Annotated in this window: 16 protein-coding genes; 4 read left to right on the top strand and 12 right to left on the bottom strand. The window is 36.6% G+C overall.

The features are described from left to right. Window positions 1–120 precede the first annotated feature (120 nt). Together rpmF and ACIQZI_RS11410 are read right to left on the bottom strand one after the other, a co-directional pair. Window positions 121–294: a 50S ribosomal protein L32 gene (gene rpmF / locus ACIQZI_RS11415; RefSeq protein ID WP_028392959.1), complete on the bottom strand. Its 174-nt coding sequence runs from the start codon at window positions 292–294 to the stop codon at window positions 121–123. Window positions 295–364: 70 nt separating this feature from the next. Continuing rightward, window positions 365–886 carry a YceD family protein gene (locus tag ACIQZI_RS11410; protein ID WP_403073998.1) on the bottom strand — a complete coding sequence of 174 codons (522 nt, stop codon included), beginning with the start codon at window positions 884–886 and terminating at the stop codon, window positions 365–367. A gap of 391 nt (window positions 887–1,277) precedes the next feature. Between ACIQZI_RS11410 and ACIQZI_RS11405 the strand changes: the two genes are divergently transcribed. Continuing rightward, window positions 1,278–2,486: a nucleotidyltransferase gene (locus ACIQZI_RS11405; RefSeq protein ID WP_403073168.1), complete on the top strand. Its 1,209-nt coding sequence runs from the start codon at window positions 1,278–1,280 to the stop codon at window positions 2,484–2,486. A gap of 119 nt (window positions 2,487–2,605) precedes the next feature. Here the strand turns inward: ACIQZI_RS11405 and ACIQZI_RS11400 are convergent, their stop codons facing one another. Together ACIQZI_RS11400 and ACIQZI_RS11395 are read right to left on the bottom strand one after the other, a co-directional pair. Next, entirely contained in the window at window positions 2,606–3,631 is a 1,026-nt protein-coding gene (locus ACIQZI_RS11400; RefSeq protein ID WP_403073166.1) for a SepM family pheromone-processing serine protease, read from the bottom strand. After that, window positions 3,621–4,418, bottom strand: coding sequence for a patatin-like phospholipase family protein (locus tag ACIQZI_RS11395; RefSeq protein ID WP_403073164.1), 798 nt, complete (start codon window positions 4,416–4,418; stop codon window positions 3,621–3,623). Before ACIQZI_RS11395 ends, ACIQZI_RS11400 begins: the two co-directional genes overlap by 11 nt. A gap of 204 nt (window positions 4,419–4,622) precedes the next feature. Between ACIQZI_RS11395 and ylbJ the strand changes: the two genes are divergently transcribed. Next, entirely contained in the window at window positions 4,623–5,837 is a 1,215-nt protein-coding gene (ylbJ, locus tag ACIQZI_RS11390) for a sporulation integral membrane protein YlbJ (RefSeq protein WP_403073162.1), read from the top strand. A 130-nt stretch (window positions 5,838–5,967) separates the two neighbouring features. Here ylbJ and coaD read toward each other — a convergent pair whose 3' ends face one another. Together coaD and rsmD are read right to left on the bottom strand one after the other, a co-directional pair. Further along, window positions 5,968–6,453, bottom strand: a complete 486-nt coding sequence (gene coaD / locus ACIQZI_RS11385; RefSeq protein WP_403073160.1) for a pantetheine-phosphate adenylyltransferase — start codon at window positions 6,451–6,453, stop codon at window positions 5,968–5,970. Further along, window positions 6,454–7,032 (bottom strand): 16S rRNA (guanine(966)-N(2))-methyltransferase RsmD, encoded by a 579-nt coding sequence (gene rsmD, locus ACIQZI_RS11380; protein WP_403073158.1) that lies wholly within the window; start codon window positions 7,030–7,032, stop codon window positions 6,454–6,456. Between the two features lie 807 nt (window positions 7,033–7,839). On the opposite strand from rsmD, the gene ACIQZI_RS11375 reads away from it, so the two are divergent. Next, the gene (locus ACIQZI_RS11375; RefSeq protein WP_403073156.1) at window positions 7,840–8,229 is read left to right on the top strand and encodes a DUF7147 family protein; all 390 of its coding nucleotides are present in this window, start codon (window positions 7,840–7,842) and stop codon (window positions 8,227–8,229) included. Between the two features lie 109 nt (window positions 8,230–8,338). Here ACIQZI_RS11375 and ACIQZI_RS11370 read toward each other — a convergent pair whose 3' ends face one another. From ACIQZI_RS11370 to ACIQZI_RS11345, 6 genes are all read right to left on the bottom strand, one after another. After that, complete coding sequence (locus ACIQZI_RS11370; RefSeq protein WP_062181492.1) at window positions 8,339–8,614, bottom strand: YlbG family protein; 276 nt, start codon at window positions 8,612–8,614, stop codon at window positions 8,339–8,341. 356 nt (window positions 8,615–8,970) lie between these two features. Further along, window positions 8,971–9,417, bottom strand: a complete 447-nt coding sequence (locus ACIQZI_RS11365; RefSeq protein WP_062181495.1) for a YlbF/YmcA family competence regulator — start codon at window positions 9,415–9,417, stop codon at window positions 8,971–8,973. A 104-nt stretch (window positions 9,418–9,521) separates the two neighbouring features. After that, the gene (locus ACIQZI_RS11360; protein WP_062181498.1) at window positions 9,522–9,905 is read right to left on the bottom strand and encodes a hypothetical protein; all 384 of its coding nucleotides are present in this window, start codon (window positions 9,903–9,905) and stop codon (window positions 9,522–9,524) included. A 68-nt stretch (window positions 9,906–9,973) separates the two neighbouring features. Next, window positions 9,974–10,216 (bottom strand): YlbE-like family protein, encoded by a 243-nt coding sequence (locus tag ACIQZI_RS11355; protein ID WP_403073153.1) that lies wholly within the window; start codon window positions 10,214–10,216, stop codon window positions 9,974–9,976. A 19-nt stretch (window positions 10,217–10,235) separates the two neighbouring features. Further along, a complete protein-coding gene (gene ylbD / locus ACIQZI_RS11350; RefSeq protein WP_403073151.1) occupies window positions 10,236–10,643 on the bottom strand; it encodes a spore coat protein YlbD in 408 nt (135 codons plus the stop codon). A 237-nt stretch (window positions 10,644–10,880) separates the two neighbouring features. Next, the gene (locus ACIQZI_RS11345) at window positions 10,881–11,816 is read right to left on the bottom strand and encodes a CAP domain-containing protein (protein WP_253722488.1); all 936 of its coding nucleotides are present in this window, start codon (window positions 11,814–11,816) and stop codon (window positions 10,881–10,883) included. A gap of 706 nt (window positions 11,817–12,522) precedes the next feature. Between ACIQZI_RS11345 and ACIQZI_RS11340 the strand changes: the two genes are divergently transcribed. After that, on the top strand, window positions 12,523–12,885 hold the full coding sequence (locus ACIQZI_RS11340; protein WP_403073148.1) for a YugN family protein: 363 nt from the start codon (window positions 12,523–12,525) through the stop codon (window positions 12,883–12,885). Window positions 12,886–12,918: the final 33 nt, after the last annotated feature.

Raw genomic sequence — 12,918 nt, 5'->3', positions numbered from 1 at the left:
CTGCTTGTAATAACCTTAGTTCCTCATTCTTGTGAATAGTTAAACGGTTCAAACTGCTTTCATTAAAATAAAAAAAGCACAAAGATTATAATAATCTTTGTGCTTTTTTATTTTAAGAAATTATTTGCTTACAACTTCTTTTCCGTTGTAAGTTCCACATTCTTTACAGATACGGTGTGAAAGTTTCATTTCACCGCAGCTTGGGCATTCTGTCATACCAGGTACTACTAATTTGAAGTGTGTACGACGTTTTCTTTTTACAGTTTTAGACGTTCTTCTAGCAGGTACAGCCATTATTCCCACCTCCTTATAAAAAGTCAAGAAGCAATGAAGAATGAATGATTCCATTCTTCTCGTTTCCCCATTACGATTCTTTATTGTTGTCAAAATAGTTTGCAAGCTTTGCTAATCTAGGGTCTACTTTCTGCTTCTGTTCTTCCTCATTCAAAACAGACCAGTTTTCCCCAGATTGAGGAGCAGCGCCTTCAACATTGACATCCTCACAAAAAACCTGCATCGGAATTTCAAGCAATAAATTTTCTTTAATTACTGGTATAAGATCCACAACATCACCAATAACAGCAGTCGCTTCATCCATTGCATATTCAGCAAGTTCCGCTTTAAGTATAAAGGTTTCTGTTGTATCAATATCAATCGGATATTTCACATCTACCAGTGTTCGAGAACAAGGAAGAATTAATGTTCCAGATAAATGCAGATGAAAGGTAATGTCTGATGAGTGAATATCAACTCTTCCAGTTACCTTTATTGGCGATACATCGCGAATTTGTGAATCTCTTTCCTTAATATCGGAAATATCCACAAATTCATCTATCCGTAATTCTTTATCCCGAAATTTTTGAAGTTGGCCAATCGTCCATTTCAAATCAATCACCTCAAGGCAACAAAGGTAATTATAGCTGTCTATCTACCGTTTGTCAATATTTTTTCTTTACACCCAGAAAAGCGGAAGGCGCACGTTTATCGGCGATAAGCATAAGACGAGCAAGCTGCACGGTGGGTTTCTCCCCAACAGATTATTCAGCTAGCGACTCGATACGATGGCGTCTACAGCTAAGCAACCAAATGTATTAAACTTCGCTCATCATTCTAGTTTTCACAGGTTTCGCGAATCTCACTCCTACTATAATATCCATTTTTCACAGCAATGCAAACATTACTTTGCTAAACTGTGATTTTTCGTGATTTGGAGCCCTTACATTTTCATGATAAAGTAAGTGTAGAACTATATACGCTATTTTTAAGGAGGTAGTTAAGTGAAAGCAGTAGGTATCGTAGTTGAATATAATCCATTTCATAATGGACACGTATATCATGCACTCGAGAGCAAACAAGCGGCAAATGCCGACGTAACCATCGCTATCATGAGCGGTCCATTCCTCCAACGCGGCGAACCTGCCTTAGTGAATAAATGGGCCCGTGCAAAAATGGCTCTTGCCGGAGGAGTAGATCTTGTTTTTGAATTGCCTTATCCTTTTGCTACACAGCAGGCGGGAATTTTTGCCGAAGGTGCTATTAGTATTCTTGAAGCACTTGATTGTGATGCATTTTGTTTTGGGAGTGAAGATGGTCGTCTAGAACCTTTTATGCTTACCTATCAATTTTTAATGGAAAATAAAGATGATTTTGATGAAAAGGTTCGTCACCACCTAAAGGCCGGATGCAGTTATCCTAAGGCAGCATCGTTAGCGTTTAATGAGCTAGTAGGACATGAAGAAGTACTCGATTTAACACAGCCCAATAATATTCTCGGTCTAGAATACGTTAAAGCAGCCTTGTCAAAACAATTTAAAATCAAACCATTGACCATTCACCGAATTGCAGCGGGCTATCATGAAACTGAGCTTTCTAAAAGCCCAATTGCTAGTGCAACAAGTATACGTAAAGCGATAGCCGATAAAACAAACTTGAAGGACATCATTACATACGTACCTAAATCGACAAAAGAGGTACTACAGCAATATTTAACAGTCTACCATTCTTTTCACGATTGGGAAAAATTCTGGCCATTGCTAAAATATCAAATTCTTTCAGCATCAGTGGCAGAACTTGCCGATATCTATGAAATTGAAGAAGGAATCGAGTTTAGAATGAAGGAAATGGCAGCACTTGCTTCATCCTTTCATGAATTTATGACGCTACTAAAAACAAAACGCTATACATGGACAAGGATTCAAAGAATGTGTGTTCACCTATTAACCAGAACGAAAAAAGATGATATGCAAGCATTCCAAAAAGCACCATCCTATTTAAGGTTACTCGGGATGAATGCAAACGGACGGGAATATTTACGTGAAATCAAGAAAAATCTTCCCATTCCGCTTATATCCAAGCTGTCCGCATTTAATGATCCATCCATCCAACTTGATATACGTGCTTCTCAGGTATACGCTCTTGGCCTAAGCCAACCTTACCAACACTTATTAATGAAGCGTGAATATGAATCACCTGTTATTATCAGTTAATAGACTTACTCATATATCGTATGAAATTACAGGATCACACACCCATTAGCATAGACTAAAAAAAGATGGCTATTGGTCTTCCCCACATTCATTTCTGAAAGAGGCAGCCCAATGAGTCATCATTTGTTTTTATAAGGTAGGTTTTCTAAATAAGTTCGCGCATCATCAAATGTATCTACAGGTACAATCTTCATCTTTGTTTTAATATCCTTTGCAGCTACTAAGGCTTCATCGTAATTCGAATTTTGACTGCCTCGTTCGTTTGGTGCAAAGAAAATCTCCGCTCCACTTTTATCTGCAGCTACAATCTTTTGCTGAATCCCGCCAATTGGACCCACTGTTCCATCTTCAGACATTGTACCAGTTCCTGCAATTCGGTACCCTTTTGTAAGGTCACCTTTTGTCAGCTGATTATAAATTTCAAGTGAAAACATCAGTCCTGCGGAAGGTCCACCTATTTGCTCACTATCAATTTTAATAGCTGGATTTGTGACGGGACTCTTATCATCTTCAAGCGAAATCCCGATTCCGATTTTTTCCGGTTGTTCCTTAAATGCCTTCAGCCTCATCTTAGCCGTTTGCTCTTTATTATTGCGAATATAAACAATCTCAACCTCGTCGCCTTCTTTTTTTTCAGCAACGTATTCAATAAACTCCTGGGAAGATCGGAACTTCAAGTGATCTACTTTAATAATCTGATCACCAGGATTTAATGCTTCTGCAGCAGGCATCCCTTCCATTACACCTAGCACATAAACCCCATGATAATCAAAAGTTATCGATTTTCCTGCTTTTTTATATGCAACTTGAATCGCATGATTCTTTGATCCGTCCATCATATGCAGCTGCCTTAGGTTATATTCTTCATCGCTTTCATTCTCTATACGAATGTCCTTTTCAGCAAATAACTCCTGATAATCACTGAACTTCGCGATAGCATAAGAGTATATATTTGCTTTTCCCATTCTTATTGTAGTTAGCATAAAGCTACCTTCAGCCTTATCTCCACCCTCTACAGTAACAATCGGTTCAAGTTCCTGCGCCATGCCCGGTTTTGTTACATAGTAAGGCAAATAATAAAAGGTTGAACCGACAATCAGGACTAACGCTATAAGGAAAGAGCGTATATAAATTTTACGACTCATTATTGTGGGACTCCTTCCAAGTATGAATACATTGTTTAATTTTATCGATATTTAATCTAGCTTCTTCTTCTCCAATAGTAATTATTTCGTTTATATTTGTAAAAGATTTTGAATTATAATTTTCCACATGTGGCCGGATCATCACATCAGATGAAAGTTTTCTACTTTCAGTTAGCTCCATTTGTAAAATATCGAGACTTTGCATAATCACATCATAAATGGAGGTAATCTCTATTTCCTTTTTCACATTTGAAACATCAACAGCAATCACAAGATCTGCCCCCATGCTTCTTACGACCGATACCGGCACTCGATCAATGACACCGCCATCTACTAATAACCGATCACCAATTTTTTCAGGGACAAAGATTCCTGGAATAGAAATACTGGCTCTAACAGCATCTGCTATAGGGCCACTTTGAAAAACAACCTTTTCTCCCTTTTTGATATCAGTGGCAACAATAGCAAGCGGAATATCCAATTCCTCAATCCTTTTGTTATATGTAAATACTCGAATGAGCTCTTTCACCTTCTTCCCCGCGACAAACCCCATTTTAGGAACGGTAAAATCCAAATAATACTTTCTTTTGAACGCTTTAGATAACCGATATAACCGTTCTACATCCGACCCTGCCGCGTAAAAAGATCCAACTAACGCCCCCATACTGCTGCCTGCAATCATATCAATCGAAATGCCCGCCTCTTTTAAAACCTTTATAACTCCCAAATGAGCAAATCCTCGAGCTCCACCTGAACCAAGGGCCAGCCCGATTTTCGGTTCTCTCAAAGTTAACTTCCCCCTTTCTTTGAACAATCTAGTTATTTCAGACTTCTTATCAAAGTTATGGTCTTAATTGCGGGCTTATGTGCATATTGTGTATCTAGGTGGACAAGATTACTCTATCGCAATGAACAAATTTACATATTATACCTATTTTATCATTTCTCTAAATAAGTGCATAGCATATTCCCTTTTAAGGAGGCTTGGATTTTGTTTAAAACAAAAATCAAAACAATCGTATTAGCTGCCTCAGCAATTACTATGGCTATAGGTTTAATATCCTTTCCTGAAGATGCTTTTGAAGCGTCTATTAGAGGATTGAATATGTGGTGGGAAATCGTTTTTCCATCCTTGCTGCCATTTTTCATTATCTCGGAATTACTAATTGGGTTTGGGGTGGTTAAATTTATCGGTGTTATTCTCGAACCAGTAATGCGGCCTCTATTTAAAGTTCCAGGGGTTGGGGGATTCGTTTTGGCAATGGGTATGGCATCCGGATTTCCATCTGGTGCCAAATATACGGCAAGAATGCGTCAAGAAAAGCAGCTCTCGAGAATTGAAGCGGAGCGGCTTGTGTCGTTTACTAATTATTCAAGTCCGTTGTTTATGTTTGGGGCCGTATCAGTCGGTTTTTTTCATAATTCTAGTCTTGGCATTATGCTCGCGATTTCTCATTATTTAGGTAATATTTGCGTTGGGCTTATGATGAGATTTTACGGAAAAGATGAAGAGAAGTCGAACTCTTATCATAAAAAGACATCTTCCATTAAGACTGCACTCCAGCAAATGCATCGGACCCGTATGAACGAAAAACGACCACTTGGTAAATTACTCGGCGACGCTGTGCTTTCTTCCATCCACACTTTATTAATGATTGGTGGATTTATTATCTTATTCTCTGTAATCAATAAATTACTATTTCACATGAATATTACTACCTTCTTTGCACAAGGAGTTATCGCCATATTACATACACTTCATCTTCCAGAAGAATTGAGTATGGCATTCATTTCTGGTCTTTCCGAGATAACCATTGGTTCTCAAATGACAAGTGGTGTCGAAGAAGCAACTCTCATGCAGAAGGCAATTATTACAAGTTTTATTCTTGGCTTTAGCGGGTTTAGCATCCAAGCTCAAGTAGCGAGTATCCTAGCTGACACTGACATTCGTTTTTCACCGTTTTTCTTCGCTCGAATTGTTCATGGCTTCTTGGCTGCTGCTTTTACCTTTATTCTTTGGAAACCCATCTACGAAAAAATCGGCTTAAATGGACAGCCTTCGAACTCCAATCCCGTTTTTATGATGAATGACAATGGTATTGGCATTCATTTTTATGAAAAAATGATGGATTATGGTCCCTTAATTACACTTGCATTTTTGACACTCTATCTCATCATCGGAATTAAGAGAAACTTTGTACATTGAATATGATCAGCGTCATCTTATACCTAAAAAAACTAACTATATTATGGAATTCCCCAGATAAAAAATAGATGAACAAAAGCATTCTATCTCTTGCACAAAGAGGTTCGACGCTTTTTGTTCATCCAATCTTTTATTGATCAGCAAATTTTTCACACAGTGCTTGTGCAACCACTTCTGGGACTAATTCTGTAATATCTCCACCGTATTTGGCCACTTCTTTCACAATACTAGAACTTAAAAAAGAATATTGATTATTCGTCATAATGAAGAAAGTTTCAATTTGCTCATCTAAGACACGGTTCATGGAGGTAATCTGCATTTCATATTCAAAATCAGATACAGCTCTTAACCCCCTAATGATTGCACTTGCATGAACGCTTTTGGCATAATCTACTGTTAAACCCTGGAAGTAATCAACTTTAACATTTGGAATATGCTTCGTAACTTCACGAATTAATCCGAGACGCTCATCGACTGTAAACAGCGATGCTTTCGAGCTATTATTTAAAACCACTACATTTACCTCTTCAAACACTCTTGCAGCTCTTTGGATAATATCAAGATGTCCTAGTGTAATTGGATCGAAGCTACCTGGACAAATAGAGATTTTCCCCATTTACAATTCCTCCTGCTCACCACGGATACTTCTCCATCTAAATATTGAAACAGAAATGATTCCGTAGTTTTCATGTTTCCATTTAACTAAATCATTCACGTTCTCAGGAAGCACAACATCATCGCCATGCTCACAGACAATAATACCTGATTCTTCAAGAATCTTTGCATCATGAATCATTTCAAGCAATTTCACTAACTTTTGCTGCTTATAAGGAGGATCAAGCACTATCAGCGAAAAGGATAGACTGCGTTTTATAATGGCCTTCAAGGCACGCTCAGCATCATTTTTATATACCTCTGAGCGATCTGTAAATCCACATGCTTCAAGGTTTATTTTCACTGTTTGAAATGCTTGGTAATCGCGATCTACCAAAATGGCCTTATCCATACCCCTACTTAACGCTTCAATCGCAAGTCCACCGCTTCCAGCAAACAAATCAAGTACCTGTCCGCCATCAAAATACGGTCCGATCATATTAAAAATAGATTCTTTTACTTTATCTGTTGTGGGACGCGTCCCTGTCCCTGATACAGCTTTTAACGGTCTTCCCTTACATGTTCCAGAAACAACCCTCATATCTTCCACCACATTTTTCAACTAATTTCATTTCTCATTTATCCTATCATATTCAAAAATGTAAGCCAACACTTTACATAAAGAGCTCCAAGTCTATTTCGCTCATATACCAATATAAAGTGAATCTTCAATCACCGGGGGCCTTACTGCCCATTATCGCGAGATAAAGTAATACTTTTGTCTATGCATATTATTAACAGTTAGAACGATATAACAAGTTAGGTGAAAAAAATTCTAATTCCTTTGAATAAGAAAGAGATATTTGGTGATAATAAGAGTAACAACATCACTTTCGTAGGTGTTGTTGCCAACCGCGGAGAAGTCTTACATTTCCCCATAAGACCTTCCTCCGGTTTCTCCTCTCCCTTTACCTTCTTCCTTTTATGAAGGAAATAGAAGGACCCTGCAGAGCATACTCTGCAGGTTTTTTTTAGGTTTTGTTCATTCAAACGAAGACTAACATCAGATTTATAAAGTGAAACTTCCATCAGTGGAGATCTTACTACCAGTTAAGAGTGGGATAAAGCAAAAGAACTATCACGTTCTAAAAGCAGTACATATATTTCATATTTGTCATTTTTTTCATCTAATCTATTATGACCCCTTCCTATTTTAAAAGGAATGTGATTTTAGTAAAATCCTCAAGCCTGTTTTCAAGAAAGAGTATATGTACTTAGAAGTTATATTGGAAGAAATCATCCTAGTTCTTGCACCCATCCTTTTGCTCACGATTGTTTTTTGTTACTTTTACATACGCTTTTTAAAATGATAAAGTAAAGATGATGAAAAGACGAAGGAGCGATTGAATTGATACAACGATTTATCGAGCTTGGAAGTGGTTATTCAGATCTATATGAATTACTAGAAATTGGAAGATCAAACAAGCATAGAATTGTCCATCTACTTGCACTACATACCGAATTGGATGATACACCCATCACCTCCCTTGTAATCGTTTTAAAACCTACACAGCCTGGTGATTTCCAACCACTATATGTGTGCAGGGAAGGCGTTCCAAATCCAAATCATAAAGCGAATAAACGATACGAACTTTTTTTTAATCTTGCTACTGAATTAAATAAATCAATCATCGAATTACAGGTAAAAAACTCCAAACAATTCGCTGAAATCGGGCTATACTATCAGCATCTTATCGGGATTCTTCGCATGAACAGATACTTACCAGCTTTACAATGATAAATGCTGATTATTCAATAAGGACAGCAAATGCACCAAACTTATTTGAAAAACAAATACTTCATTCAATAAAAAAAAGCTGCTCATTTTATTATGAGCTGGCTCTTTTTTAGATTCCCATTTTATAATCATATTCTTTCGCTTTGTCAGGCCTAGAGTTCTCAAATTCCATTTTCAAAAACGGCTTATAGGACACTTCAACTTTTTTCACAAATGAATAGCTATTCAATTTTTGAGACAATGTCTCGATTTCGTCCATATTTGTGTATATGACCACGTATTTCATCTTTTTAGAGACAAAGTGAATATTGCCAAACTTCCGAAGCATTTTAGCTTGTTTCAATGTATGTAAATATACAATAAGAGCTTGTCTTGTTCCAAACATCTTTATAATTGCTCCTTTTTTATTGACAGAATTCCATCAATAGTAGTTTTATTAAAGAATAATTGAATAATGTGATTAATTTAATGTTTTAACAACGAATCAACCATTTATCCCCGATATGTTTCTCTAAATTACGAAAAATTCAAAATAAGTTTAGTTAAGTTTAGCATAGCGGTTCCTTTTTTTTCAACTATCTTTCTATAACGCCTTGGAGCTTGACGAAGTACGATTCGATATGATTGCCACAACTAATTTCATTTAGTTTTATATTTAATAAAAAAGGTCTGGACATCCAGACCTTTTTCTTTTATCCCGGTTTAACAGGCTGTAATACCTCCACTGATGGAAGTTTCACTTTATGCCGAGCATCCACAGCTACCACCCGTGCCACAACTGCCACCGCAGCTTGACCCTGATTCGAAAAACGGGCTTCCTGCAGGTACTTTTATAAAAGGAGACACAGCATGTCCTATCCTATGACTGATTTCATCCAATACAGCCTGTAATTCTGTTTCTGCTCTTTTGAAGGCAGCAATAGAAGGATGGATGTCCATCTCCCGCTTGACCTGACGAATTTCTAAGTTTACACGCTTATAGTCAGGATGGTACTTTCCAAAGCGTTGCACTTCTTCAAACAGGTCTTTTAAAGATGTAAACTTCCTTATCTTATCTTGAGCCCCTTGATCATGGCGCAAATTATATAAAAGCTCAAAATACTCTTGACCAATTTTGGATTCAATAACCATTTCAGCCAAGGCTTCTGCTTTTTGTAAAATACTGACTCTTTCCATAGTAGCAAGCATTAGATTCGCTCACCTCCACTATTATTTTATCATGTATAGGATCTAGAAGCGACCTTCTTTTCTTAATTTTTTCAATATAATTCCATTGTTCAATTTCATTTCACTCAGATTGTTGAACTTATATGTACCTTAAATTGTTTAATAAGATCAACCTTCTTTCCGGTATTATGAATGACAAGTCTCATCTGATGAGGTCCAACTGGTATATCTTTTATAATAAAGGCAGCTGTATTTACTGCTTTTACTTTCTTGTCGTCCATATAAACATAAACAGTCGTCTGGTGCTTTTGATTATGATTTGAAAAAGAATAATCCTTTATATAGCATTCCACGAATACCGAATTTCCCTTAACGAAATAATTTACATTGAAAGGATCGCTGATTTCGTTCTTCGTTGCAGCCTTTGCTACATTTTCTGGCTCTGGAATCTTATTACTACAAGCAGTCAACAAACTCCCAATGAGTAAAATAACTACAAAATATCGCATGAAATAGCCCTCCCTTTGCTTTTAGCTTCTGCAACGGAGAGAGATTTATCCCCTTTTCTACATATAACTTATGTTGAAGGTGTTTTCATCGCTTGAAACATATTCATCATCATCGAAGCAAATTGAACTCCATCAGAAAACTTCGACACTCGGTCTGGAATCGACTTCTTAAAGAAAAAAACTGCATCTGTATCTAATTTTTCAAGCAATTGGGGATTCCTCATTAATTTACGATACCAATGTGGCTGCATCCTTAACAATTTCAATAAATCTTCATTTTCTTTAATTACCTCATAAACGTCTTGACGCATCAAGATCTCCCCCTTTTTATCAGTCTTTTTTAAACTCAAATGGATTTTTGCGTGTTTCTATTTTTTTCGGCTCTACTTTTACAGACTGATCTCCTTGAAAGGAAGTGAGAATGCCTTGGATGGCTCCCAAAGCTTGGTTGGCATTTGAAATATATTGTTGAACTTGTGCAATATCCATGTTTTTAAATGTATTTACAAGTGTACTAACTATATCCCCTGTATCCGTTTCTTTTGTTTCCTCTACTGGTTGATCTTTTTTCTCTTCCATATATGTGATCCATTTCTCATGAGAGTCACCTAATAAATACCATTCTTCAAACAGCTGCTGCCAAGAATATTTTCCCGCCTTAACTTGATCGGTCAATCCAGGATGTGTTCGTACGAATTCCTTAAATTTATCAACGGATGGGCGTTTTCTCTTAACCATTCTTCCTCACCTCACAATAAAGCATTAGCCTATTTTCAAATTATGCTGAACGAAAAAATATGTGCTACTTAAACAAAACAATCTAGAGTTCATATAATATGAAGAACGCCATACAATAAAGTGAAACTTCAATCAGTGAGGGATTTACTGCCCGTTAATGCGAGATAAAATCTTAGAGTATCCAAAAAAAAAGCGAGAAATAAAGTTATTCAAATAACTTTATTTCTCGCCTAACCGTTATTTCCCGATAAAATTTTGCGTGTAATACTTTTGATAAACTCCGACTCCTAAATGAGTAAATTCTTTATTTAGCATGGTATCTCGGTGACCTTTACTATTCAACCATCCTTCCATGGCTTCAATAGCATCTACATATTTGGCTGCTATATTCTCACCTGCGATTGTATACATGACCTCACCTGTCTTCAATCGCTCTGCAAGCTCCCCTTCAGTTGGTGACGTATGCGAAAAATACTCAGCATGATACATATCAGAACTATGAAGAAAAGCTACCTCTGAAGTAGGTTCATCCCAGCTTAACGGATCCAAATCAAAACGACCTCGTATAATATTAGTGAAATCGAATATTTGCTGTTTACTTCCATTCTCTACCTTTAACCAGTCTTCCTCAGAAAATTCAGGTTCGCCCACTAATTCACCACTGTATGTTACCTCATATGGTCTTTGCTTAATCAATGTTTCAGCATTTAAATATCGAACACTGGACACGGTCCCTGTAAATTTATCTAGATAGAGCTGGATGTAAATATCACCTATCTTAATTAACGGTCTTATATTCATATCTTCTTCTGATAACTCAAAACGATAGGAACCTAAATCCGTATCTATATCAACAGATGTCTCAAAAAACAAACTTGAATATATTTCGTCGATCGGTTGTCCAATAGAAAACGGTGAAACATCTGTTGAATCACCTATTCCATAGGCAGATACTACTTTCCCTTTCTCCATTGCCAGCTGAAAATAAGTATCTTGCTTTTTATTATAAATCCACCAGTCATACCCATATGCTGATAAATCTACTCTATCTGGTTCACCAAAAGACTTTAAGACTTCATCTTGACCCTTCCCTATTGTCAACGCCAATCCGCTTTTAGGCTTGATTAATCCATTTTCAAGTGTAGGGGCTTTACTTCTCTCAAGATTCGTCATCCCCCCTGAATTGGCCTCCTTTGATCCATCAAGAACTGCATCCTGCTTGACATTCCAATCAAAATTAAAATAAATTCCTAAAATAAAAAATACAATAACGAAAAAAATAATTCTAGCGAACGTCTTCAGAAGACACTCCCCTCTCTTTTTCTTTTTAAAAAAGTAAAAGCGTCCTGAACTATGAAAGAATCACGAAGTTCCTTAATTCCTATTAGAACGCCTTCTGAGCTTAAGAAATTCCGTATTTTATGTTCCTTTTCTGATGGTCATTTGACAAAGTCTATTTTAAAAAGCCGCACCCGCAGGCATTCTCGCATGATCCTACATACCGTAAATGGATTTTATAGCCCATATAACAAGTCAAAATAATTAGTACTCGTTTATTAATTCCTAAATTTCGAGAACAAATCATATGATACTAATTTACCCCTTCATGCCTAATCCTAATTATATCATGATTATTACACTTATTATAGAAAATGGACCGCTGATATCTTTAGAATAAATGTTAAAAATCCGTTAATATTTATGGAGTTTCTGTGAATGATACCAATAAACGGAAAGATAGCGATTGCAACTTGTATAAATTCATACTATTATAAAATATGAGGGAATTTGGTCTATACAAACCTTTAAGGATTATAACATGTACCATTGATTTATTTTATTTACTACATATTTAATTGTATGAATAGGGGGTTTTTTCGTGAGATTCGAACAATATGGATTTGAAAACATGACTGGAGATTTAAATCGCCTTGATAGTCTAATGACTGACTATGGTTTAGTTAGAGCTGAACAATGGGATTACGAACGTGTCAGTTACGATCGTAAATTCGAAGTGAAGGATGGTGTTTTTTATCTTCGTGTACAAGGGTATGCGGTTGAAGGTGATGTAGGGGCTCATAAAGCAGTTATTAAGTTACTAGTTCCACTATTAGGCAAGCATTACTATCCTCACGGTCTAGAATATGGAGAAGATGAACAGTTCCCATCCACCCTAGTTAAACAATGTGAGAGCATATTAGCAGAGTTGAAAAAAGAACTGGATGAATTCAACGGATTATAAGAAATATCAAAAAGAAGAGGATGCCCCAAATGG

The organism is Peribacillus sp. NPDC096379, from assembly GCF_044762875.1.
Classification (GTDB): Bacteria; Bacillota; Bacilli; order Bacillales; family DSM-1321; genus Peribacillus.
This window is presented reverse-complemented; position numbering and strand designations above follow the sequence as displayed.

What these genes read in the sequence shown, in the direction of transcription:
- ACIQZI_RS11355 (WP_403073153.1), bottom strand. Translation starts at nt 10,216, where the DNA reads ATGCGTCAAGACGTTTATGAGGTAATTAAAGAAAATGAAGATTTATTG.
- rpmF (WP_028392959.1), bottom strand. Translation starts at nt 294, where the DNA reads ATGGCTGTACCTGCTAGAAGAACGTCTAAAACTGTAAAAAGAAAACGT.
- ylbD (WP_403073151.1), bottom strand. Translation starts at nt 10,643, where the DNA reads ATGGTTAAGAGAAAACGCCCATCCGTTGATAAATTTAAGGAATTCGTA.
- rsmD (WP_403073158.1), bottom strand. Translation starts at nt 7,032, where the DNA reads ATGAGGGTTGTTTCTGGAACATGTAAGGGAAGACCGTTAAAAGCTGTA.
- ACIQZI_RS11400 (WP_403073166.1), bottom strand. Translation starts at nt 3,631, where the DNA reads ATGAGTCGTAAAATTTATATACGCTCTTTCCTTATAGCGTTAGTCCTG.
- ACIQZI_RS11365 (WP_062181495.1), bottom strand. Translation starts at nt 9,417, where the DNA reads ATGCTTGCTACTATGGAAAGAGTCAGTATTTTACAAAAAGCAGAAGCC.
- ACIQZI_RS11370 (WP_062181492.1), bottom strand. Translation starts at nt 8,614, where the DNA reads ATGTTTGGAACAAGACAAGCTCTTATTGTATATTTACATACATTGAAA.
- ACIQZI_RS11360 (WP_062181498.1), bottom strand. Translation starts at nt 9,905, where the DNA reads ATGCGATATTTTGTAGTTATTTTACTCATTGGGAGTTTGTTGACTGCT.
- coaD (WP_403073160.1), bottom strand. Translation starts at nt 6,453, where the DNA reads ATGGGGAAAATCTCTATTTGTCCAGGTAGCTTCGATCCAATTACACTA.
- ACIQZI_RS11345 (WP_253722488.1), bottom strand. Translation starts at nt 11,816, where the DNA reads ATGACGAATCTTGAGAGAAGTAAAGCCCCTACACTTGAAAATGGATTA.